Annotated in this window: 29 protein-coding genes and 1 tRNA gene; 13 read left to right on the top strand and 17 right to left on the bottom strand. The window is 65.4% G+C overall.

What is annotated here, in order from left to right; genetic code table 11:
• The first annotated feature begins 62 nt into the window (after window positions 1–62).
• The 11 genes from AC1VNY_RS38045 (at window position 63) to AC1VNY_RS37995 (ending at window position 4,035) form a co-directional block, all read left to right on the top strand.
• The gene (locus tag AC1VNY_RS38045) at window positions 63–470 is read left to right on the top strand and encodes a hypothetical protein (protein ID WP_482409007.1); all 408 of its coding nucleotides are present in this window, start codon (window positions 63–65) and stop codon (window positions 468–470) included.
• A 206-nt stretch (window positions 471–676) separates the two neighbouring features.
• Window positions 677–751 (top strand) — tRNA-Thr (locus tag AC1VNY_RS38040).
• A 1-nt stretch (window position 752) separates the two neighbouring features.
• The gene (locus AC1VNY_RS38035) at window positions 753–1,160 is read left to right on the top strand and encodes a hypothetical protein (protein WP_482409006.1); all 408 of its coding nucleotides are present in this window, start codon (window positions 753–755) and stop codon (window positions 1,158–1,160) included.
• Window positions 1,161–1,345: 185 nt separating this feature from the next.
• Window positions 1,346–1,603, top strand: a complete 258-nt coding sequence (locus tag AC1VNY_RS38030; protein WP_411782148.1) for a hypothetical protein — start codon at window positions 1,346–1,348, stop codon at window positions 1,601–1,603.
• 14 nt (window positions 1,604–1,617) lie between these two features.
• Window positions 1,618–1,851, top strand: a complete 234-nt coding sequence (locus tag AC1VNY_RS38025; RefSeq protein WP_482409005.1) for a hypothetical protein — start codon at window positions 1,618–1,620, stop codon at window positions 1,849–1,851.
• 68 nt (window positions 1,852–1,919) lie between these two features.
• Entirely contained in the window at window positions 1,920–2,165 is a 246-nt protein-coding gene (locus AC1VNY_RS38020; protein ID WP_212058314.1) for a hypothetical protein, read from the top strand.
• A gap of 176 nt (window positions 2,166–2,341) precedes the next feature.
• Window positions 2,342–2,530 carry a hypothetical protein gene (locus tag AC1VNY_RS38015; RefSeq protein WP_482409004.1) on the top strand — a complete coding sequence of 63 codons (189 nt, stop codon included), beginning with the start codon at window positions 2,342–2,344 and terminating at the stop codon, window positions 2,528–2,530.
• 55 nt (window positions 2,531–2,585) lie between these two features.
• Window positions 2,586–2,765, top strand: a complete 180-nt coding sequence (locus AC1VNY_RS38010) for a hypothetical protein (protein WP_482409003.1) — start codon at window positions 2,586–2,588, stop codon at window positions 2,763–2,765.
• Between the two features lie 75 nt (window positions 2,766–2,840).
• The gene (locus AC1VNY_RS38005; protein ID WP_482409002.1) at window positions 2,841–3,041 is read left to right on the top strand and encodes a hypothetical protein; all 201 of its coding nucleotides are present in this window, start codon (window positions 2,841–2,843) and stop codon (window positions 3,039–3,041) included.
• Window positions 3,042–3,130: 89 nt separating this feature from the next.
• Window positions 3,131–3,361, top strand: coding sequence for a hypothetical protein (locus AC1VNY_RS38000; protein ID WP_482409001.1), 231 nt, complete (start codon window positions 3,131–3,133; stop codon window positions 3,359–3,361).
• Window positions 3,362–3,495: 134 nt separating this feature from the next.
• The gene (locus tag AC1VNY_RS37995; RefSeq protein ID WP_482409000.1) at window positions 3,496–4,035 is read left to right on the top strand and encodes a hypothetical protein; all 540 of its coding nucleotides are present in this window, start codon (window positions 3,496–3,498) and stop codon (window positions 4,033–4,035) included.
• A gap of 42 nt (window positions 4,036–4,077) precedes the next feature.
• On the opposite strand, the gene AC1VNY_RS37990 is transcribed toward AC1VNY_RS37995, so the two are convergent.
• From AC1VNY_RS37990 to AC1VNY_RS37980, 3 genes are all read right to left on the bottom strand, one after another.
• Window positions 4,078–5,229 carry a DUF2652 domain-containing protein gene (locus AC1VNY_RS37990; protein ID WP_482408999.1) on the bottom strand — a complete coding sequence of 384 codons (1,152 nt, stop codon included), beginning with the start codon at window positions 5,227–5,229 and terminating at the stop codon, window positions 4,078–4,080.
• 101 nt (window positions 5,230–5,330) lie between these two features.
• Entirely contained in the window at window positions 5,331–6,143 is an 813-nt protein-coding gene (locus AC1VNY_RS37985; RefSeq protein ID WP_482408998.1) for an alpha/beta fold hydrolase, read from the bottom strand.
• A 30-nt stretch (window positions 6,144–6,173) separates the two neighbouring features.
• A complete protein-coding gene (locus AC1VNY_RS37980; protein ID WP_482408997.1) occupies window positions 6,174–6,542 on the bottom strand; it encodes a hypothetical protein in 369 nt (122 codons plus the stop codon).
• A gap of 518 nt (window positions 6,543–7,060) precedes the next feature.
• On the opposite strand from AC1VNY_RS37980, the gene AC1VNY_RS37975 reads away from it, so the two are divergent.
• The gene (locus tag AC1VNY_RS37975; protein ID WP_028342643.1) at window positions 7,061–7,312 is read left to right on the top strand and encodes a hypothetical protein; all 252 of its coding nucleotides are present in this window, start codon (window positions 7,061–7,063) and stop codon (window positions 7,310–7,312) included.
• Window positions 7,313–7,381: 69 nt separating this feature from the next.
• Here AC1VNY_RS37975 and AC1VNY_RS37970 read toward each other — a convergent pair whose 3' ends face one another.
• The 4 genes from AC1VNY_RS37970 to AC1VNY_RS37955 form a co-directional block, all read right to left on the bottom strand.
• On the bottom strand, window positions 7,382–7,621 hold the full coding sequence (locus AC1VNY_RS37970) for a hypothetical protein (RefSeq protein WP_038383205.1): 240 nt from the start codon (window positions 7,619–7,621) through the stop codon (window positions 7,382–7,384).
• Between the two features lie 298 nt (window positions 7,622–7,919).
• The gene (locus AC1VNY_RS37965; protein ID WP_028342645.1) at window positions 7,920–8,636 is read right to left on the bottom strand and encodes an outer membrane protein; all 717 of its coding nucleotides are present in this window, start codon (window positions 8,634–8,636) and stop codon (window positions 7,920–7,922) included.
• Window positions 8,637–8,996: 360 nt separating this feature from the next.
• Entirely contained in the window at window positions 8,997–9,422 is a 426-nt protein-coding gene (locus AC1VNY_RS37960; protein WP_482408996.1) for a hypothetical protein, read from the bottom strand.
• A 230-nt stretch (window positions 9,423–9,652) separates the two neighbouring features.
• On the bottom strand, window positions 9,653–9,973 hold the full coding sequence (locus tag AC1VNY_RS37955; RefSeq protein ID WP_038383214.1) for a His-rich protein BRANT: 321 nt from the start codon (window positions 9,971–9,973) through the stop codon (window positions 9,653–9,655).
• A gap of 284 nt (window positions 9,974–10,257) precedes the next feature.
• Here AC1VNY_RS37955 and AC1VNY_RS37950 point away from each other — a divergent pair, with 284 nt between their 5' ends.
• Window positions 10,258–10,806: a tetratricopeptide repeat protein gene (locus AC1VNY_RS37950; RefSeq protein ID WP_028335359.1), complete on the top strand. Its 549-nt coding sequence runs from the start codon at window positions 10,258–10,260 to the stop codon at window positions 10,804–10,806.
• A 186-nt stretch (window positions 10,807–10,992) separates the two neighbouring features.
• Here the strand turns inward: AC1VNY_RS37950 and AC1VNY_RS37945 are convergent, their stop codons facing one another.
• The 10 genes from AC1VNY_RS37945 to AC1VNY_RS37900 form a co-directional block, all read right to left on the bottom strand.
• Window positions 10,993–11,904, bottom strand: coding sequence for an NAD(P)-dependent oxidoreductase (locus AC1VNY_RS37945; protein ID WP_482408995.1), 912 nt, complete (start codon window positions 11,902–11,904; stop codon window positions 10,993–10,995).
• A 123-nt stretch (window positions 11,905–12,027) separates the two neighbouring features.
• Window positions 12,028–13,251, bottom strand: coding sequence for an MFS transporter (locus tag AC1VNY_RS37940; protein WP_482409016.1), 1,224 nt, complete (start codon window positions 13,249–13,251; stop codon window positions 12,028–12,030).
• 121 nt (window positions 13,252–13,372) lie between these two features.
• Window positions 13,373–13,651 carry a hypothetical protein gene (locus AC1VNY_RS37935; RefSeq protein WP_137479897.1) on the bottom strand — a complete coding sequence of 93 codons (279 nt, stop codon included), beginning with the start codon at window positions 13,649–13,651 and terminating at the stop codon, window positions 13,373–13,375.
• Window positions 13,652–13,779: 128 nt separating this feature from the next.
• Window positions 13,780–14,529, bottom strand: coding sequence for a cation efflux transmembrane domain-containing protein (locus tag AC1VNY_RS37930; RefSeq protein WP_482408994.1), 750 nt, complete (start codon window positions 14,527–14,529; stop codon window positions 13,780–13,782).
• Between the two features lie 151 nt (window positions 14,530–14,680).
• Window positions 14,681–14,995, bottom strand: a complete 315-nt coding sequence (locus tag AC1VNY_RS37925) for a copper-binding protein (RefSeq protein WP_028342652.1) — start codon at window positions 14,993–14,995, stop codon at window positions 14,681–14,683.
• A gap of 29 nt (window positions 14,996–15,024) precedes the next feature.
• Window positions 15,025–15,498 (bottom strand): cupredoxin domain-containing protein, encoded by a 474-nt coding sequence (locus AC1VNY_RS37920; protein ID WP_482408993.1) that lies wholly within the window; start codon window positions 15,496–15,498, stop codon window positions 15,025–15,027.
• A gap of 41 nt (window positions 15,499–15,539) precedes the next feature.
• Window positions 15,540–16,895, bottom strand: coding sequence for a multicopper oxidase family protein (locus tag AC1VNY_RS37915; RefSeq protein ID WP_482408992.1), 1,356 nt, complete (start codon window positions 16,893–16,895; stop codon window positions 15,540–15,542).
• Window positions 16,896–16,907: 12 nt separating this feature from the next.
• Entirely contained in the window at window positions 16,908–18,332 is a 1,425-nt protein-coding gene (locus tag AC1VNY_RS37910; protein WP_482408991.1) for a TolC family protein, read from the bottom strand.
• A gap of 9 nt (window positions 18,333–18,341) precedes the next feature.
• The gene (locus tag AC1VNY_RS37905) at window positions 18,342–18,671 is read right to left on the bottom strand and encodes a hypothetical protein (RefSeq protein ID WP_482408990.1); all 330 of its coding nucleotides are present in this window, start codon (window positions 18,669–18,671) and stop codon (window positions 18,342–18,344) included.
• Window positions 18,672–18,748: 77 nt separating this feature from the next.
• Window positions 18,749–19,173, bottom strand: a 425-nt coding sequence (locus AC1VNY_RS37900) for a hypothetical protein (protein WP_482408989.1), incomplete at its 5' end; no start/stop codon positions are given.

Here is a 19,173-nt window from a genome sequence, read left to right as displayed (position 1 = left end):
CGCGGCGGAACGAGCACGGCACAGCGAAATTAGCCGTCCACCACGACGAGAGGAGGCCTTGCATGACACAATTCAGAATCCTCGGCGCAGCAGCCCTGCTCGCCTCGGCACTGGCGAGCCCGGCGATGGCGCAACAGACGATCGGCACCGCCGCGCGCTGCTCGAATGCCTGGCCGGACGCCCGATGCCAGGCGATGGCACCAGGCACCCGCACCGCCTATCACCAGCGCATCGATCGGCGCGACCGCGACTGGCAGGGCAGCTACAACCGCTATGACCCCGGCCCGTTCGCGCCTGTCGACGCTGCGGCCCGCGTGGCCGGTGGCGTCGTCGGCGGCGCGGTCGGCACGGCGGCTGCCGTCGCCACCGCCCCGATCGGCGGCGCCGAATATGCCCGGCAGAACGGCTTTGTCTGCACCCCCGGCACCTGGTTCCGCGGCAGCGACGGCCGCCGGCATCCCTGCCAGTAGCTCAGTTGAAAGGCCGATGGCGAAAAAGGGCGGCCTGCGGGCCGCCTTTTTGCTGCCAGGCCAATGCGCGCCGAGTGATGGAATCCGGCCCGCACACGTTCCGGCCTTCGGGCTCTGCTTGGGATCCTGGCCTTGGCGGTTCTGGCCTTGGTTCTGGCTCTGGCGCGCCAAGTCTGCTATGCGAGCGCGCAAATCATTCCCAATTCGCCGGCTTAGCTCAGCGGTAGAGCAGCAGTTTTGTAAACTGAAGGTCGGGGGTTCAATCCCCTCAGCCGGCACCAATTGGCTTGGATTCCCGCCATCCTGGCCGCCGCGACCCAGCTTCAGTCTGCCGAGATCGACCGCCGGCCGCGGCAGCCCCGCCAGCTCGCAGGCGAATACGGCAGTTCCGCGCATGGGGGAGCGTGCTTCGACGCTGCAGAGCTGTCCGGAGCATGCTTCTTCGATGCCGACGCCGAAGCAGTCCGCTGCTGCAAATCCCTTGATGACCCCGTGAACGCCGACCGTCCTGCGGCCGATGCTGCCTTCAAACCGAAGTGCCTGGGCATCGCGTCCTCCATCCAGATAGGCGCGGCTTTGCGCCGCGCGTCATTCCCGGCTGCGATTCGAACACGTCGTCGCGATTCAATCAAAGTGCTTCGCCTGATTGCCCACAATGTACAAAGCGAGAATGTACAGAGCGAGCCGTAGTATTCCGGTTGCCGGGAGTGCCGCATCGTCGATCGCGCTCACCGCTAGCCAATGCAACGACCTCCGCGCTTCGCAATGTCTTGCATGAATCCCTAGCGAGAACGTTGAGTACCCACGCGACGACTACTTGTGATTTTGTTCCCGCTGGCTATTGTTCCCGCACTTTCATCTTTGGGAATTTCAAAATGAAGATTGTTTTCTGCACCGCGATTGTCCTGTCCACGTTGGCCGTCGCTCCCGCGAGCGCCAGGGAGCGCAATGACAGCCCTCACTCCCAGGCCTGCATGGCCAAGAACGGCTTCACGCTCGATATGTGGCGCGCTCACTCCGCGGGCACCGACGCGCAGGTCCTGAGGTACATCCAGTGTCGGGATCGGGTGTCCGCAGCACAGGCCAAGGCGATCGGCATTCGCGACCATAACTTCAGCGCGGGCTATCGATGAGCCTTGAGGGTGACATGAAAATCGCACTCGCCCTCGCTTTCCTTGCCATCGGCTGCATCCCGGTGAGCGCCGCAGGCTGGACCTGCTCCGCCCCGGGTCTGATCTCGGGGTCGTATGATGGCGGCGATAGCGCCTACATCCATCTCACCGGCTTCTCGAACGGCAACAACTATCCCGTCGCGAAGAAGGGCAGCCGGGCCACCGGCACGACGAAGAACGGCACTCGCTTCGTCTGCACCCAACGCTAAGGCACATCGCCAATCCTGATCGGCCGGAAATTGTCGCCGACCAGGCTTCACCATTTTGAGGAATCACCATGAGATTGCTGATCCTGCTCGCGACCTTCGCCGCCACCATTTCGGCGGCCACTGCCGAAACCGCTGTCGAGCGCCAATGCGCGTCGGGCAAATGCACCTGCTCCTACATCGCGTCGACCTGCAAGACCTGGAATCGCACCCATGGCGGCGACCTCGCCGTCTGCGACAGCTACCGCCAGAGCTGCCTGCAGAGCGGCCGGTGGGACGACAGAAACCGCCACATCGACGTGGTGGTGAAGCGCTGAGGCAGTTCGCCCTTTCCGAACCGGCGCTGCGCCGCTGGGGCCGGTTCGGAAAGCCGCCGCGACACCTCCCTGGCAGGAATCGTGGGATCCTTCCCGTAGGATCACCCATCCCTCGCCTTGCTTCTGTTCTTGCGGCCCCAAACGGGGTATGCAGAATGCGGGGTGGGACTCAGCCAATGACCTATTTGATCCTTGCCCGAGATGGCACCAGCCAAATCGTGCTGAAGCGCGACAGCGAAGACGCGGCCGAGAAGAAGGCACGCGAGCTGAAGGAGATGGGTTGGTTCGAGGTCGAGGTCCGCGAGGACAAGCCGGGGCCCGCCGCAGCGGCCCCGCCGGCGGATCGCCCACCGACGCTGCAATGACGCCTTGATGAACCTTTGCCGGGTGGCCCTTACAGATATGTGAGGAGCCGCCACCATGTCCGACACAGCACATTACCGCTTCCAATCCGATCAGGCGCGACGGCTGGCCCGGCAGGTGACCGACGCCGCGGTGCGCGAGAAGCTGCTGGAAATGGCCGAGGAATATGGTCGCTACGCCGACCTGATCGAGGCGCGCGGCGCCGAGCAGGTACCCGCCGCGGTGGCGGCCCACTAGACTGAACCCCACCCCGTTCCGGCCGGCTCACCAGGATATCGCGGGCAGCGAGCCCCCCTTTGCGAGGACAGGCTTGTGCAACCTGTTGAAGGCATCCTCCTCCTCATCGGATCGATTTTGGGCTGGCCGATCCGGTGGTTCGGCCGGTGGCTCGATCGGCAACCGCAGCGTGATCCGTCGCAGATATCGACGCTTCACAAAATCGGCCGCCTGGCGCTCGGCGCGGCCATCACCGTCGCTGTCCTGGTCCCGTTGGGCTGGCTCGTCCTCTCCTGATGCTCGTTCTTAAGGTGAGGCCAAGTCCGCTCGGCAACGCCCTGAGGATTTGTTCGGAACGTTATGCCCGCTCACGGGATTTTCCTCGCATGAGGGTCCGCGAATCCGACCGCAATCTGCTGCTTCTGGGCACGTTCACGCTGCTCAGCGTGGCCGCGGCCGGCCTCGTCGCCCTGCTCGATCCGGCACCCGCGCCGGCGAACCCCGCGCCTCGGCCGGCCGCGAATCAAGCGTCGGCGGCGAATCAGGGACTGGCCCAGACCCCGGTCCGGATCGTCGGTACCCCGTTCGTGCCGAACACCAATCCCCGTCAGCGCTGACCGTCCACGATCGCGCGGCGTGTCACAATTATGTCACCGCGCCTACCAAACAGGCGTCTTCGTCAACCATCATGATGGCGAGCGCTTGATTCCGCACGGTTGCTTTGCTGGAATCCGCGCGCTCAAGGTGCGCCATGAAGTGGATGAAAGAACGCGACCTCCTGATCGCGCAGACAATGGCCTTCGTACAGTCGGTCAAGGGCAAGCTGCCCGATACCGAGCCGCCGGCGCCTGCCCCGCAGACGGCGGTGCCGCCTGCCGCAAAGCCGAACGCCGCGCCGCCTGTTGCTACGCCTGCACCCGCCGCCGCGTTGCCAACCGCCGCTGAGCAGGCCCTGGCCGAGGCGATTGCCACGTTCAGCGTCAAGCCAGCGGCCGAGGTGCGGGCTGCGGTCGTGCCGCCTCCGCTTCCGGTGCCGACCGTGCTCGAGGGCCTGCCCCCCGCCCCGTCGCCGTTGGCGGTGACGGTCGTCGAAGTCCCGCCTCAACCGGCGCAGCCGCCGCAATTTGCCAGGCTCGACATCAGCGGCGACTTCGGATCCGAGGTGCGGGAGCGGGTTGCCAATTTCCGCGCCCAGCAGCAGCGCTTCCTGAAGGAGCGCGAGGAATACTGCACCACGACCATGGCCAAGGTCCGCGCCGCGATCAACGAACTGCCGCGCTCGGGCAAGTAAACGCCCCCCCTTTTCGCCGGATCGGTCCGGGTCCGTTGGGCTTCAGCCGCGCTCGCCCGATTTCACAGGTTCGGTCAGAAAGCGTCCGCCCGATCGCGTCAGCGTCGGCTCTTCCACCGCGGGCTGCTTCCCCTCCAGCATGGATCGCAAACCGGCGATCGCCTTGGTCATGCGTTCGGTGTATTTGGCGGCGGCGCCGTCGACGAACTCTCGATCCTTTGGCTTAGGCTTGGCGACCCGCAGTTCCAGATGCGTCATTCCGTTTGGACCGTCCAGAACGGCGCGAGTCATTACGATCCGCGGCGCGCCCGGAATTGGAAGCGTGATGCCCACCGTAAAATAATCGGTCGGGCGCCAATCGAGCATCTCCTCAACGACGGTATGGTTGCCGTGCATACAGTGGTTCCTGGTGCCGGGACCGCGTCGTCCCTTGCCGGAATCCTCGACGATGGTGTCGGCGTCCCACCATTTCTGCCATTGCCCGGGCACGGTGAAAAACTCCCACACCGTCTGCCGCGGCGCAGCGATGTCGAATTCCAGCATGGCGTAGGCATCGTCGCGCGTCACCTGCATCCGGGTTTGCGCGTCTTCCTGCTGCCACGCCGCTTCCAGGTCGCGCGCCCACAGCGTCACGTCGCCGATGACGTCGATGGTCTCGCGATGGGCGATGAGACCCTGGGCGACCGGATCGACCCCCATCGCGCGGATGGCCGCGTCGCTGTAGAGCGCATATGCGCGCCCGCCGATCTTCTCACCAATCGTGTTCTTGAGCAGCCGGTGAACCAGAATGACGTCGCGCCCGGCGAGCTCCTCTCTCCCGCCCATCTTCTGCTTCACCATCTCGCCATGATGAATAACGAACTTGAAATCGAGATCGCCCATCGCGACGCAGGCCTGACACTCGCAAGTCGAGGCCTGGCGCACGTTGCGCAGGCGCCGCCGGAATTTGAAATAGGCGCCCTCGATCGCGTCCTGCAGCAGCGAGCCGTCGATCTTTTCGGCGGTGGTGTAGACGAACGCGGCGTCGCCTTCGAACTTGGCGAGGCGGAATGGCGGGCGCAGCGCTTTCACCACCGTATCCATGAAATCGGCGATGATGTCCTGCGCATGGTCGAGCTCGACCGCCGCGAGGAAGTTGGTATAGCCGGAGATATCGGCAATGGCGAAATAGGCCGCTTCAGCCTTCGGAAGCATGGGGACCTCCTGCGCAACCGGTTCACGCCCAATCGTGCGGATGCGCAGTCTGTCATACCGCGCCGCCCGAGGTCGAGGACCAAAGCAACCCTAGGCGCGCGCTAGCGGCCGCCGATCTTCTCCAGCACCGGCAGCAGGTGCTTGAGAAACTCGCCCGGATTTTCGCTCATCGGGAAATGGCCGAGGCCCTTCATGATGGTGGCCTCGGCTCCGGCAATGCTGTTCGCCACCGCCAGCGTCTCTTCCGGGGTGCAGGAATAATCGTACTCGCCCGACAGCAGGAACAGCGGGCAACGCCTCGTGTCGATCTCGGCGACGCGGGCACGGATGTCGCCGTCGACCTTGTAGAAATAGAGGTCGCCCTTGAACACGCCGGGGCCGCCTTGCATGTAGTGCCACAGCGTCTCCCACCGCTCCTTGTCGGGTGCGTCGGGGCCGACGAGGCCCGAGACGATGGCGGCGGCGACCTCGCCGCCATGCACGTCCGGCCGGTGCAGGAAATTCAGGTCGTAATAGGGATCGACATGCGCGCCGGCCTGCAGGCCGATGATGGCGCGGAAACGTTCGGGATGCTCGAGCGCGAGATGCAGCGCGATCCGGCCGCCGATCGAGCAGCCGATCACGATCGGCCTGTCGAGGTCGAGCGCGTCCATCACCGCCAGGATCATGGTCGTGTATTGCGCGGAGGTGAGCTGATACTCTTCGCCGTGCCAGCCCTGCGGCGGCGACGACTTGCCGTGCCAGGGCATGTCGAAGGCGATGACGCGGTGGTTGCGCGTGACGCGCGCATCGTTCATCAGGCCGCGATATTGCCGCCCGTCCGCGCCCGCGGTGTGCAGGCAGAGCAGCGGCGTGCCCTCGCCCGCCTCCTCGACATAGACGCGGTGGGCCCGGCCGAACAGCTCCAGATGCATGTAGCGGCCGACGATCGGTTCTTTTTGCGCTCATGCGGCCACTCCCTCGCGGCGCAGCTTGCCGAGCGCCTCCTTGAAGTAGCGCAGGTTCGCCATGAAGATCTGCAGCTCGCCCTCGGCCTTCAGCACGCGGCGCTTGATCAGCGCCATCAGGTCGTTCGAGCCCGGCGGCGGCCGCTGCTCGCAGAACCGCTCCCACTCCGCCTCCGAGGTGCGCAGCGCAAACGACGACGAGGGCATCACGAACGGGCCCTTCGTGACCGCGACGATCCGGCCCTCATGGATCGCGATCAGCCAGGCGGCCGCGCCGATCTCGAGCAGGAAAGTCGTGGTGAGGTAGCGGCCCCGCCGCACCAGGCCGGCGTCGCCGTTGACCCGTTCCTTCAGCGTTTCGATCATATCAGCTCCCCGATCGCGGCCCGTCCGCGCAGGGCGCAGCGGGCGCTTGTTCTGCCGGCAATGATGGGAGGAATGCAGGTGCCGTCAATCGCCAGCGGCGCCGCGCGGCCCCGGCGTTTTCGCGCGGCCGCCACATACGAATTTTTGGCGAGAGCCGGGAGATCCAGGGCCAGGAAAAAGTCGGGATCTAGAGCCAGGACCAGACCAGCGCCACGTTCGCGGCGCAGGCCGCGAGCAGCGCAACCGCGAGCGCGAGCTGCACGCGTTCGTAAGGGGGCTGGTGGATCGCTCTCATGGACCGGAGCATCCGGCGATTCTACCCGGAGAGTCCCGGGGATTCTTTTTTCGGGGGTTTACCACCCGTTAAGGACTCAGGGCCCCTCCGCGAAAGGGCCGAAATGACTCATATTTTCAGATGCTTGCCGCGAATGCTCGCTCACGGTTCCGTGACCGGAACGGCGACATTTCCTGAAACCCAAAACGGGTGCTCGCGTTGTCGGTTGTTTGGGGAACGACGAATGCCGTACGCGCTGTTTTATCAGGACGCCAAGCTGAGCAAGGCCTACCCGACCGAGGCGGATGTCTGGACGCTGGCCAGGAAATCAGGCCTGGTGGTGGATGCCGTCTCCGAGGAGGAGAAGTCCGCACCTCGCCCGGTGCTGGATAACGACTACGAGATCCGGCCGTGTCAGCTCGACCCGAACGAGGATCCGGCCAAGAACAAGGCCGATGCCGATCGCGAGGCGCGACTGGAGCCGCGGTTGAACTAACCAGACGTTGGGTTGGCCGGCCGGCGCGCAGCGGCGGACCGGGGATGCAATGGGTGCGGTCGCCCCGCCCTATGGGGTTGCCGTCGCCAGCGAGGCCTGTTCGGCGGCGAGCGAAACGCAAATCTTCCGCCGATGCAGACCCCGGATCGCGCCGGTCACCTTGAGCACCTTGCCAGCCGAGCAGGACGCGTCCTGCACGAACACGACCTCATAAGGCGCGAGCGCCAGGGGTTCGGATTTGAGGATAGTCTGGGCAAGGCACGGCACGGAGACCGCAGAGATGATCAGCCCTAACGCAAAACCACGCATGTTCGTTTGTCCACCAGCCCGGCGATCGCATAATAGCGCAGCACGATGAAAGTTCCGTGCAATGCAGGAATTATTTTTTGCATTGCACGATCAGGCCTGAACATCGGGTGAATGTGGGGTCGTAGCCCGGAGCGAAATCCGGGGACTTCGTTCGTCGGATCGGCCGCCCCGCATTACGCTGGCGCTCCATCCGGGTTACGGGTTCACCGCATCCGCCGTCATTTCCGGGGCGAGCGGCTGGCCAACAAAAAAGCCGGCCCGAAGGCCGGCCTTTCGATCTCGATTGACGACAATGCGATCAGTAGCGGGAGCCGACCGGGCCGCCCCAACCGAAGCGGTAGTTGACCCCGAGCTTGACGGTATGTTCGTCGTTCCGGAAGCTCGTGCCGACGAGGTCGGCCGGGCCGCTGGTGAAGTTGGTCTTGCCGAAATTGTAGTACTGATATTCGGCCTTTGCCGACCAGTTCGGGGCGAACATGTATTCGAGGCCCGCGCCCACCGTATAGCCGTCCTTGTGGCCGCCATCGGTGGTGAAGGACGCCGGCACGCCGCCGACCGACGCGGTGATGTTGTTGTTGTCGCGCCAGGCATAACCGCCCTTGGCGTAGAGCAGCGCCGGGCCCCAGGTGTAGCCGAGGCGGCCGGTCACCGAACCGATCTGGTCGGTGTTGCCGGTCACCAGCGTTCCGCCCGGGAGCAGCACGCCATTGTTCGAGGAGCTGGGCAGCCAGGAATACTGCGCCTCGGCGCCCATCACCCAGTTGGGGGCGAACTGATAGTCGAAGCCGCCCTGCACGCCACCCATGAAGCGCGCGTCGCTGCCCATCAGGTTGTTGCCGTCGGTGAACGCGCCGCCGACATGGCCGCCGATATAGAAACCGGTCCAGTTGTAGACGACTGCGGGGGCGGTATAGGGCGGCGGTGCCTTGGTATAGGTGCGGGCCGGCATATCAGCCGCAAACGCCGGGCTCGCGAGAGCGGCCAGCGCGACCGTGCCGAACAAAAACTTCTTCATTTCTGGTCCCCGTTACTAACGCTGCGCTGTTAAGCCAAACAACGTGACCTCAATTAGGTTGCTTTGGGGCAATGCCGGACCCGTGATGTTTCCGAGCTGTGACAGGGTCGCAACAACGCCCGTTTGTTCCTTGGCACAGCGAGATTTTTCACCGGTTAAGCAACCGCATCTCGGCTCCATGTAAGTCGCAGACGGCAAAGTTGAAGTTCAACGCTCCCCGAAAAGTGATCGGAGTTCGCTAACGTTTCGATCAGGCTTGCGACAAGCCGCCGCGCAGAAGCGCGATCAGACCGCGCTTGTGCCTCTTGTTCAGGCATTAATCTTTTCGGAAAACCGCTTCGCACTTTTCCGGGTCATGCCCTAGCGCGACATCTTTTCCAGTTCCGGAAATGCCGCGTAGGACGCGCCGGCGCAGGGCTCGGCGGGGTTGTCGAGGATGCGGTCGAGCCGGCCGTCGACAAACAGCACACCGCGCTCCCGGGCGGCGCGATAATTGCCGTCGGTATCTTTCGCGGTGTAGCGCAGGCACACGACGTAGCGCAGCCGGCCGCCGACCGTGCGCTGCGCCGGCTCGGCGATAGCAGCCTCGCGGACCCCGACCGGATTGTTCAGGTAGGTCCGCATGAAGGCGAGGATCTGGTCGCGGTAGCGGTCCGGGAACGGCTGGTTGGCGACGCCCCGGTCATCGGTGAAGGTGGTCGGCCCGCCGCCGTCGTCGCTGGTGAGGCAGCCGGCGAGCGGAAGCGAGAGCAGCAGGATGGCTGCCAGTTGTGATGAAATCCGCAAACGACGCTGTTCCCTGAATCCCCGGAGGCGTCTCATAAACTGCCGGGCGGCCGAAGGGAATTCGCAAGTCGGTTATTCCTCGCCCGGGTTCACAACCGGAGCCGGACGCACTCCGGCCCGTCGCCATTGGGGAAGCAATGGACGGACGGGCCGGTTCTGCATCCGAAGTGCGCAGCGGGGCAATGTGGATCGAAACTACGCCCCTCGGATCAGATTCAACCGCGCTTGGGTCAGCCGCGTTTGGCCGGCGCGACGTGCTTGGTCGCGACCTTCGCACGGACGTGCGTGGTCGCATGCTTCGGCGACTTCACCTTCAGCATGCCCATATGCTTGTGGTGGCGGTGATGGCGATAGTGCTTGTGGTGCATCTTGGCGTTGGCGTTGCGCACCTTCGACGGCAGCTGCTCACTCTTGATGACGGGGGCAGCCTTGGTCGCGGGGGCGGTCGTGGTCGCCGGCGCGGGCGTTGCGGCCTTGCCGGTCTCGGCGGCGAGCGCGGGCGCTGCGATCACGGACATGGCGAGCAGCGCGGCGGAAATCGTCTTCAGCATGATGGTCCTCCTCGTCGGGATCGAGAGGTTTCCGGCCGGATGGTCGGCCTCACCGATCAATGCACGTGACCTTAGGGGCCGCGCACTGAACCGGTTCTGAAGGACCCTGACGGACTTCATTCATGTGAATGACATCTCTGTCATGTTCTCCTCCACCACCGGAAAAGCAGGATCACGCAATCGTGGGATCGGCCGGGAATGTTCTGCACCCCTGGGTGTTCAAGTCATCAGGCTTCGGTGTAGGATTACCGAGCACGATCAGGAACGATCAGGAGCAACCAGGAATGAGCAGGAAGACGAAGTTTTTGGGCCTCGCAGTGCTCTCGATGACGCTCGCCTCCGGGCCGGTCATCTCGGCCTATGCCGCGGGCAGCGACAATCCCTCGCCGCCGGCTTCCGACAGCGGCAGCAGCAAGGGCAAGAAGGCGAAGAAGGACAAGAGCTCCGCGATCGACGATCAGAAGTTCCTGGCCGGCTATCGCGCCGCCTACACCACGATCTATGACAAGCACGACTACACCGCCGCGATCGAGCAACTGAAGGCGCTCGGCCAGGATGATCGTGCCGACGTCGCCAACCTGATCGGCTACTCCTATCGCAAGCTCGGCGACTACAAGGTCTCGCAGATCTGGTACGAGCGCGCGCTGAAAGCCGACCCGGCCCATGTGCGCACCTGGCAGTATTACGGCCTCTGGCAGGTCGAGCAGGGCAACCGCGATCAGGCGCAATACCACCTGAACCGCATCGCCCAGCTCGCCGGCACCAACAGCGACGAATATCGCTCGCTCGCCGCAGCGCTGGAGAAGCCCCCGGGCACCGGCCTGGTTTACTGAGTTAAGGCAATCGCTTTCGAGCCGGCGTGGTCGTTACGACTGCGCCGGCTTTTTGCTGTGCTGTAGGATGGGTAGAGCCAACGGTCCGCGCAAAGCGCGGCCCGACGATAAACTCCGCGAAACCCATCGTCTGTCACCGTGGCACGAAGTCGATGGGTTTCGCTTCGCTCTACCCATCCTACGAATTTACAAATCGCGAGCGAGATCGGCCATTCTCGCAGCATACGCATCGAGCACGTCGTCGGCGCTGTAGGCCTGGCGCGCCGCGAAATCATCGCGCAGGCCGAGCCGCGCCGATGTCCTGAGCCGTGCGGCGGTCGCTTCCGTCATGATCGGTTGCAAGCCGATCTCGCGCAGCCCATCGGCGACGCCATCCATCTCGACGGCGCGGCGCTCGGCGTGCAGCACATCGGTGCGCACGCACATGTCGACGAATTTGCTGTAGCGCGTCGCGTCCATCGGTTCGCAAATGCCACGCAGCGCTTCGCTGCGCACCCCCGCGAGCGAGGCGGCGGTCAGCGCCTCCACGATCAGCGCCTCCATGCCCTTGGTCACTACGCTGCGCAGCATCTTCACCGCCGCCGCCGTGCCGGCCTCTAGGCCGGCGAGCTCGATCGTGAAGCCCAACGGCGCAAACAGCTCGGCGAAGCGCGCGGCGCCGTCGCCCGAGCAGTACAGCGGCACCGCCGCACTGTAGATGCTGACCGCGCCCATCAGGTTGGCATCGACGAAGCCACCACCGTTCGCTGTCACCGCATCGCCCACCAGCCGCTTGGCTCTGGGCGTGGAGGCGTTGACGTCGACCACCAGCATCCCGGGCCGAACCAGGCCGGCGATGGCCTGCCCGACCGGCACGGCCGTTGCGACCACGACCGCGGAGAACACGATGTCGGCGCGCGCCATCAACGCAGACAGGCTGTCCACCAGCTCAACGCCGCGGGCGGATGCGATGCTCCGGAACGTTTCCGAATATGGCGGACGATTGGTCTTGCCCTCGCAAAACACCAGCGGCGCGGATTCGTGCCGGCCTGCGAGATGCGCCGCGAAGCATTGCGCGGCCTCGCCGAAGCCGACAAAGCCGATACGCCGTTGGGTCATGGCAACCTCTCGCGTCATGCTTTGAGCGCGCACTTGCGATCGCTGTATCGCGCTCGGTGGCAAGAGATTCAAAGGCAAGAAGTGTGCCGGGCACACGCGCCATGGCCGACAAGGCGCTGCGTTTCACGACGTCGCGCCGATCCCGACGACGCGCCTTCGGCGACCGAGCATGGCGAGCATCACCAGCGCACCGATCGAGCAGGTCAGCGCCAGCTCGAGCACGGCATTGCTGCCGACCCGCGTCAGCAGACCGGCCAGGACCGGCGGCGCCACCGCCGAGATCAGGTTGAGCGGCAAGGCGATATGCGACGTCGCCTTGGCGAACGCGCTCCTGTCGTAGAACACCAGCGGAATCGTCGCGCGTGCGACCGCAAGCGCGCCGCTGCCGAGGCCATAGATCAGGATGAAAGCCGCAATCGCCAGATGGCTGCCGTGGCCGACGATCAGGATCAGCATCGCGACCGGCGGCAGCGTGCCGGCGACGAGCCCCGTGGTGATGCCGTCCCAGCGGCCGCCGCCCATGAAGTCGATCGCGCGTGCCGACACCTGCACGATTCCGAGCGTGGAACCGAACGCGACCGCCTCGGGTGCCGACAGCCCCTGCGCCTTCAACAGTTCGACCAGCACCGCGCTGAACCCGAAGCTGACGAAGGCATTGAGCGCGATTGCTGCGACCACCAGAAAGAACGTGCTGCGGGCCGGCGGCGGCGCGGCCGACCGGTCCGGTGGCAATGCTGGTTCGGCCGCGTTGGCGAGGCGCCGCGGCAACCCGAAGCTGTAGAGCGGCAGGCAGACGAGGACCATCGCGGCGGCATAGAGCAGGCAGGTGCTGCGCCAGCCGATGGCTTCGGTGAGGAACGCGGTTGTCGGCCAGAAGATGCTGCTGGAAAGTCCGGTGACCAGCATCAGCGCGCCGATTGCCCCCTTCGCGTTCCGCCCGGCCACCTCGTTCAGCATGATGTAGGCGGCCGTGCTCAGTGCCGCGCTTCCAGCAATACCGAGGACTGCCCAAGCGACGAAGTAGAGCTCGGCCTGGTGCGCGCAGGCCAGCACGACGAAACCGAGCGCGGCAATCACGCTGCCGATCATCATGACGCGCCGCGCGCCAACGCGCCGGAACGGTTCCGCCAGCAACGGCCCGCACAGGCCCATCGTCACGTACAGGGTCGACGTGCCGGCAAACACCATCGGGAGCGAGATATGGAGATCAGCCGCAATCCGGTTACCGGCAATGGCCGGCAGCCCGAGGGTCCCCCAGCCGAACACTTGCGCCACGGCAAGGACAAGAAGCACTCCGGCGGTCTGCCGATCCATTCCCGGGAATTGGGCCCGGTTCTTCCCCGCCATGAACCTGTCCACCGCGTTCCAGCCAAACGCCTTGGCTAGCCGATGCGGCATGACGGTATCATGACTGATGGCGGCCGAACCGGCCCGGACCCGGTGACGTCCCCAGGATTACGAGGGTGATTTACGGATAATGCTCGAGGCGACGATCCGGCTTTGGCGGGCGGCTCGCCCCCACCGTGTTGCCCGCAGCGCCGGCATCCGGCTTTGCCGGACGCGCGGCCTTCTCCACCGGCGGCCCGCTGTCGCCGGTCTTCTTGGCGCTGTTCAGCGCCTGACCGGTGGTGGTCACATTGGCGGCCTGCCCGGCCCCCGCCGAGCCGGCCGAAGGGCCAGAGCTCTGCGCCAACACGGTTCCCGACAGCACCAATGCCGCCATCAGTATTGCCGCGTTGATTGTCATGGAGGGGGCCTTCTGCACTCGAATGATGCACAGCAACGCGCCGCTGCCACGGACGTTCCCCCGGAGCCATCATTTAAGGTAAATGCGCGGCAAATTTCTGCCCTGGCGCGGCCTATCTTGCGGCCTCATCAGCCGTGCGCCGCTGACGGGCTGCGTAGCGCCGCCTCGCGATACTCGGTCCATGCCTGCCGCAGGATTTGCACCGACGAGGTGAGGAATATCATCGCCATCACGGCGGCGACGGCAAGGTCAGGCCAGGCCGAGACCGATCCCCACACGCCGAGAGCGGCCGCCATCACGATGAGGTTTCCGATCGCGTCGTTGCGCGAGCAGAGCCAGACCGAGCGGACATTGGCGTCGCCGTCCTTGTACGGCAGCAGAAGCAGAACCGAGCCTAGATTGGCCGCGAGTGCCAACGCGCCGATGGCGCCCATCACCTCGGCCTTCGGCACGCCGAGCACGAACGTCTGGTAGACGGTCGAGCCGAACACCCACAGCGCCATCAAGCTCAGCGACGCGCCCTTCAACAGCGCAGCGGAGGCGCGCACACGCAGGCTGGCGCCGATCACCGCAAGGCTCAGTCCATAGGTGACCGTATCGGCAAGGAAGTCGAGCGCATCGGCCTTGAGCGCCTGCGATCCGGCGAGCTGACCCGCAATCATCTCGGTCAGGAACATCGCGCCATTGATGCCGATGACCGTCCAGAGCACGCGCTTGTAGCGCGGATCGAGACCGTCAAAGACGGGAACGCCGCCTGAGCAGCCGCACGAATCGGCCGCGCGATCGCGGTCCCCTGCCCGCGCGCGAGCCTTGATCGGCAGCGTCAGCGGCGGTGGTGCGCAGCATTCGGTCGTCTTCTGCTCGCAGCAATCGTTCATTGCTCGTCCTTCCAGACGACAGGATAAGGCCAGCCACGTAACGCATTCAAGCCGATCCGTCTGGAACAGCTCTGGCGATCATGCGTCGCGGTTTCAAGGGCTGCCGGCTGGGTTTGGCCGACAGCCCAACCTGTTGATGCGGGCCGTCGCCTCACTTGGCCTTCTGGATCGCGGTGACGGTGTAGCCGCCGTCGCCCTCCTTGGCCTCGAATCGGACCTTGTCGCCGACCTTGACTTGCTTCAGCAGCGCCGGATCCTTGACCCGGTAGACCATCGTCATCGGCTCGTCCATGCCAAGGCTCCTGGCCGGGCCGTGCTTGAGCGTGATCTTCCCGGCACCCTCGTCGATCTTCTTGACCTCGCCATCGATATCAGCGCCCTGCGCGAAAACAGCGCCCCAAGGCGCACTCAATGTCAACGCCAGCGCGAGTGAGGCGGCGCCTGCGATCCGGATGATCCTGTTCATGGTTGTTGTGCTTTCTTTCGTTGCTGGTTTCATTTCACGATGACGCGGCCGGTCATCCCGTAGTCGCGGTGATCCGGAATCAGGCAGGAATATTCGAACGTTCCGGTCTTGGTGAATTTCCAGACGATCTCCGCACTCTTCTTCGGTGCGAGGCGAACGCCGTTCGGATCGTCATGCTCCATATGCGGATGCTTCTTCATCACTTCGGCATGCTTCAAATTCTCTTCGGTGGTCGCGAGCAGGAATTCGTGATCCTCGGTGCCGGCATTGCGGATCACGAAGCGAATCTGTTCGCCGCGCTTGACCTCGATGCGGAACGGCGTGAACTCCATCTCCTTCATCTCGACCTCGACCGTGCGCGACGGCTTGCTCGGATCGCCGGGCTCGCCGGCCGAATAGGAATCGTGGCCGTGCTTCTCGTGGCCGTGTGACGGCGCGGCGGTGACCGACAGCGCGATCAGCGCGACGCCGATGCTGGTGAGTTGCTTCACTGGATTCTCCATTCTGTGTTTGATGCTTGTCGTTGGTGAGTGAGCCGGATCCGCTACATCTTCATTCCCTTCATCGATGGCTTGGCTTTTTGCCCGGGCGCCGCCGGCGGCTGGCGCGCGGGCTCGGCGGCCGGCGCCTCGACCTCATAGGCAACCGTGCCCGCCGGATATTTGTACGGTCCGGGGTCGGCGTAATCGTCGCGGCCGAGCCCCTCGCGGATCTTCATGACAGTGAACATGCCGCCCATCTCGATCGGCCCGAATTGTCCGGTGCCGGTCATCATCGGCAGCGTGTTGTCGGGCGCGGGCATCTCCATGTTGCCCATCGCCATGCCGGTCGACCCCATCACCATGGCGTCAGGCGCGAGCTTGCCGACCGCCTTCGCCAGATCCTGGCGCGACACGCCGATGAAGTTTCTGACGTCGTGGCCCATCGCGTTCATGGTGTGGTGCGACTTGTGGCAGTGGAACGCCCAGTCGCCCGGATTGTCGGCGAGCATGTCGAACGCCCTGACCGCGCCGACCGGTACGTCGGTCGTGGTCTCCGGATATTGTGCTGACACCGGCACCCAGCCGCCGTCGGTGCAGGTCACCGCGAAATTGTGCCCGTGCACATGGATCGGATGGTTGGTCATGGTCAGGTTGCCGATCCGCACCCGGATCCTGTCACCGAGCCGGATCGGCATCGGATCGATGCCGGGATAGACGCGGCTGTTCCAGGTCCACATGTTGAAGTCGGTCATCTCGTTGACCTTCGGCAGATAGGTGCCGGGGTCGATGAGGTAGCTGCTCATGATGAAGACGAAGTCGCGGTCGACGGGACGAAACGCCGGATCGCGCGGGTGCACGATGAACATGCCCATCATGCCCATCGCCATCTGCACCATCTCGTCGGAATGCGGGTGGTACATGAAGGTCCCGCTGTGCTTCATCTCGAACTCGTAGACGAAGGTCTTGCCGGGCTTGATGTGCGGCTGGTTGAGCCCGCCGACGCCGTCCATGCCTGACGGCACGATCATGCCGTGCCAGTGCACCGTGGTGTGCTCCGGCAGTCTGTTGGTGACGAAGATGCGGACCTTGTCGCCCTCGACCGCCTCGATGGTCGGCCCCGGCGCCTGGCCGTTATAGCCCCACAGATTGGCCTTCATGCCGTCGGCGAATTCGCGCACCACGGGCTCGGCGACGAGATGGAATTCCTTCCAGTCGCCGTTCATCCGCCACGGCAGCGACCAGCCGTTGAGCGTGACGACCGGCCGGTAGTCGGGCCCGCTGGTGGGATGCAGCGGCGGCTGCATCACCACCTTGTCCATGGTCGGCGCTTCGGGAATGGCGGCGGCCTGGACGCGGCCGCTGACCGCGCTTGCCGTGACCAGCGCCGCGCTGCCCAGAAATCCTCGTCGTGAAAACATGTGCTGCTCCATTCAATGACCGCCGCCGGCCGCGGGCTGCGCGGCCGAGGCGATGGAAGACGGTGTCGAAGCTGCGCCGGCCGAGCCGCCGCCGTTGATCGCGGTCTGCAGCTCGGATTGCGCCAGCAGGAAGTCGCGCTTGGCGTCGATCGCCGCGCGCAGTGAGGCGAGCCGCTGCCGTGCTTCGGTCAGCAGCGCGAACACGTCGACCTGCATGCTGGAGAAGCGCAGCTGCATCTCCTCGGTGATGATCTGCCGCAACGGCAGCACCTCGCGCTGGTAATGGCGCGCGATGTCGTAGGTCGAGCGATAGACGCGGTAGGCGTCGCGCGCCTCGGAGCGGACGTTGATCGCCTTCTCGGTCAGGCGGTTCATCGCCTGCCGGTAAGTCTCGGCCGCCTGGCGCAGGCGCACCTCGCCGCCGTCGAAGATCGGAATCTGGAACTGGACGTCGAAACCGCGCTCCCTGAACGGCGGGCCTTCGGGATCCTGCGTCCGCCTGTCGATGCCGGCGACGTCGAGCAGCGTGACGAAGCGCGTCGCCTCGGTGAGATCGAGCGCCTTGGCGAGCGCGACGATTTCCATCCGCGCGATCTGCAGATCGACGCGGTGACCGACCGCGGCTATCTCGATCGACGGCTGTTCCAGCGGCCGCTTGGGCAGCGGCGGCAGCCGGTTCGGAATCCGGAAGCCGAGATCGCCATCCCACAATCCGAGCAGCCGCGCGAGCCGCTCGCGCGAACTCGCCGCATTCTGCCGCGCGCTGGCGAGGTCGGCGGTGATCTCGGCGTAGAACACCTGCTCGCGGGCCTGGTCGAGCTTGTTCATGCCGCCGGTCTCGCCGAGCTTCTTGGCGAGCTGCGCGGTCGACTCCGCGGTTGCCTTCGCATCCGTCAGCAGCGCGACCATCTCATTTGCCGCGACTGCCGCGACATCGGCACGCCGCACCTCAGCGGCGAGCCGCAAGGTGGCGAGTGCGGCCTTGAGCTGCGCCTGGCGGAAGCGCTCGCGCGCGATCTCGGAGCGGGCCGGAAGGGTCGCGAGCGCCAGGATGTCGCCGACCACCTGCCGCTCGACCTCGCTGGCGCCGTTTCCGGTGATGCGGGAGACCGAGAAGGTTGGGTTCGGCGGCAGGCTGTCGGCGACGTAATCGGTCTCCGCCAGCGCCAGCTCGTTATAGGCGGCCTGCAGCCCCTTGTTGTTCAGCAGCGCGACCTGCACGGCGGCATCCGCCGTCAAATTGCGCGCGAGCAGCCGCTTCACCGCGGCGTCGACGGTCGTTGCCTCACCCGCGGAGCGAACGAAGGCGACGTCCTTGCCGATCGCCTGCTCGGTCACCTCGGAGACGACGCCCATGCCGCTGTCGGGCGAGAAAGACGCGCATCCCGCGAGCGCGGATGTCAGCAGCAGGATCGGCGCGATGGCCGGATATCGCATGGCGCCCTCCTACCGATCCGACTTCGAACTGGCCGGCGGCGTGACGCCGTCGTTGCGCTCGCGCCAGGGCAGCGGCGTCGACGGACGCAGGCTGCTGTAGGGCGCGATCGTCGATCGGTAGCCGACACCGGCCGTCCCCGCCGACGGGTTCGCCGGATCGCCTGCGACGGCAACCGGCCGGCCGTCGGCCATGCAGCCGGCCAGCGGCGCAGATGCGAGGACGGCGGCGGCCATCCGCGGCAGCAATGTGGGTGGCGCGTGCAGGCCAAGCCCGTTGCCAAGCTTGTTGCCAAGCCTGGTGGCCACGGCGGCGAGCCTCGCCCCGAGATGCGAATACATGGATCTGTCCCGATCATCAGATGAGCAATCAGCATGCGCCCGCGTGCGCGCGGCGCAGCCACGATGTCAGCGAACGATCAGGCGATGGGGGGACGATAGAGGCGCGCCGGCGCCTCGCTCCGCAGGCTCTGACGAGCCTCGCTAAGGCGCGTGGCGATCGGGTGCAAGGGCGTTGCGACGAAGGGAAGATCGGCCGGCAGCGCCGATACGCACATCAACGCGCAGCACGGCCCCGGCGCGGTCTTGCCGTCGTGGCTGTGCTTGGCACCCGGTTCGGCGGCGCCGGCCGCGTGATGCATGTGCATGCCGTCATGGTCGTGGGCGGCATGATCGTGCGCGACGCCTTCGGCATGCGCCATCGGCATCGACGGCGCGTGAACATGCGCCGCGGCGGCGGGCTGCACCTCATCGGTCAGGCACGGAAACGGCGCCCCGAATGCGAGCGCGAAGGACGGCGCGAGCACGCAAAACAGATAGGCCAGGATGATGGAACATCCCGCCC

The organism is Bradyrhizobium ferriligni (genome assembly GCF_056837965.1).
The sequence above is the reverse complement of the archived record's forward strand: the minus strand, read 5'-3'. Positions and strand labels throughout refer to the sequence as shown.

Bases quoted from the DNA above. Each gene is read 5' to 3' on its own strand.
- AC1VNY_RS37955 (WP_038383214.1), bottom strand. From the start codon at position 9,973: ATGCTGAAGACGATTTCCGCCGCGCTGCTCGCCATGTCCGTGATCGCA.
- AC1VNY_RS37935 (WP_137479897.1), bottom strand. From the start codon at position 13,651: ATGACAATCAACGCGGCAATACTGATGGCGGCATTGGTGCTGTCGGGA.
- AC1VNY_RS37910 (WP_482408991.1), bottom strand. From the start codon at position 18,332: ATGCGATATCCGGCCATCGCGCCGATCCTGCTGCTGACATCCGCGCTC.
- AC1VNY_RS37925 (WP_028342652.1), bottom strand. From the start codon at position 14,995: ATGAACAGGATCATCCGGATCGCAGGCGCCGCCTCACTCGCGCTGGCG.
- AC1VNY_RS38045 (WP_482409007.1), top strand. From the start codon at position 63: ATGACACAATTCAGAATCCTCGGCGCAGCAGCCCTGCTCGCCTCGGCA.
- AC1VNY_RS37950 (WP_028335359.1), top strand. From the start codon at position 10,258: ATGAGCAGGAAGACGAAGTTTTTGGGCCTCGCAGTGCTCTCGATGACG.
- AC1VNY_RS37995 (WP_482409000.1), top strand. From the start codon at position 3,496: ATGAAGTGGATGAAAGAACGCGACCTCCTGATCGCGCAGACAATGGCC.
- AC1VNY_RS37905 (WP_482408990.1), bottom strand. From the start codon at position 18,671: ATGTATTCGCATCTCGGGGCGAGGCTCGCCGCCGTGGCCACCAGGCTT.
- AC1VNY_RS37945 (WP_482408995.1), bottom strand. From the start codon at position 11,904: ATGACCCAACGGCGTATCGGCTTTGTCGGCTTCGGCGAGGCCGCGCAA.
- AC1VNY_RS38030 (WP_411782148.1), top strand. From the start codon at position 1,346: ATGAAGATTGTTTTCTGCACCGCGATTGTCCTGTCCACGTTGGCCGTC.
- AC1VNY_RS37985 (WP_482408998.1), bottom strand. From the start codon at position 6,143: ATGCATCTGGAGCTGTTCGGCCGGGCCCACCGCGTCTATGTCGAGGAG.
- AC1VNY_RS38000 (WP_482409001.1), top strand. From the start codon at position 3,131: ATGAGGGTCCGCGAATCCGACCGCAATCTGCTGCTTCTGGGCACGTTC.
- AC1VNY_RS38025 (WP_482409005.1), top strand. From the start codon at position 1,618: ATGAAAATCGCACTCGCCCTCGCTTTCCTTGCCATCGGCTGCATCCCG.
- AC1VNY_RS37970 (WP_038383205.1), bottom strand. From the start codon at position 7,621: ATGCGTGGTTTTGCGTTAGGGCTGATCATCTCTGCGGTCTCCGTGCCG.
- AC1VNY_RS37920 (WP_482408993.1), bottom strand. From the start codon at position 15,498: ATGGAGAATCCAGTGAAGCAACTCACCAGCATCGGCGTCGCGCTGATC.
- AC1VNY_RS38010 (WP_482409003.1), top strand. From the start codon at position 2,586: ATGTCCGACACAGCACATTACCGCTTCCAATCCGATCAGGCGCGACGG.
- AC1VNY_RS37975 (WP_028342643.1), top strand. From the start codon at position 7,061: ATGCCGTACGCGCTGTTTTATCAGGACGCCAAGCTGAGCAAGGCCTAC.
- AC1VNY_RS37940 (WP_482409016.1), bottom strand. From the start codon at position 13,251: ATGGCGGGGAAGAACCGGGCCCAATTCCCGGGAATGGATCGGCAGACC.
- AC1VNY_RS37930 (WP_482408994.1), bottom strand. From the start codon at position 14,529: ATGAACGATTGCTGCGAGCAGAAGACGACCGAATGCTGCGCACCACCG.
- AC1VNY_RS37990 (WP_482408999.1), bottom strand. From the start codon at position 5,229: ATGCTTCCGAAGGCTGAAGCGGCCTATTTCGCCATTGCCGATATCTCC.
- AC1VNY_RS37980 (WP_482408997.1), bottom strand. From the start codon at position 6,542: ATGATCGAAACGCTGAAGGAACGGGTCAACGGCGACGCCGGCCTGGTG.
- AC1VNY_RS38020 (WP_212058314.1), top strand. From the start codon at position 1,920: ATGAGATTGCTGATCCTGCTCGCGACCTTCGCCGCCACCATTTCGGCG.
- AC1VNY_RS37965 (WP_028342645.1), bottom strand. From the start codon at position 8,636: ATGAAGAAGTTTTTGTTCGGCACGGTCGCGCTGGCCGCTCTCGCGAGC.
- AC1VNY_RS38015 (WP_482409004.1), top strand. From the start codon at position 2,342: ATGACCTATTTGATCCTTGCCCGAGATGGCACCAGCCAAATCGTGCTG.
- AC1VNY_RS37915 (WP_482408992.1), bottom strand. From the start codon at position 16,895: ATGTTTTCACGACGAGGATTTCTGGGCAGCGCGGCGCTGGTCACGGCA.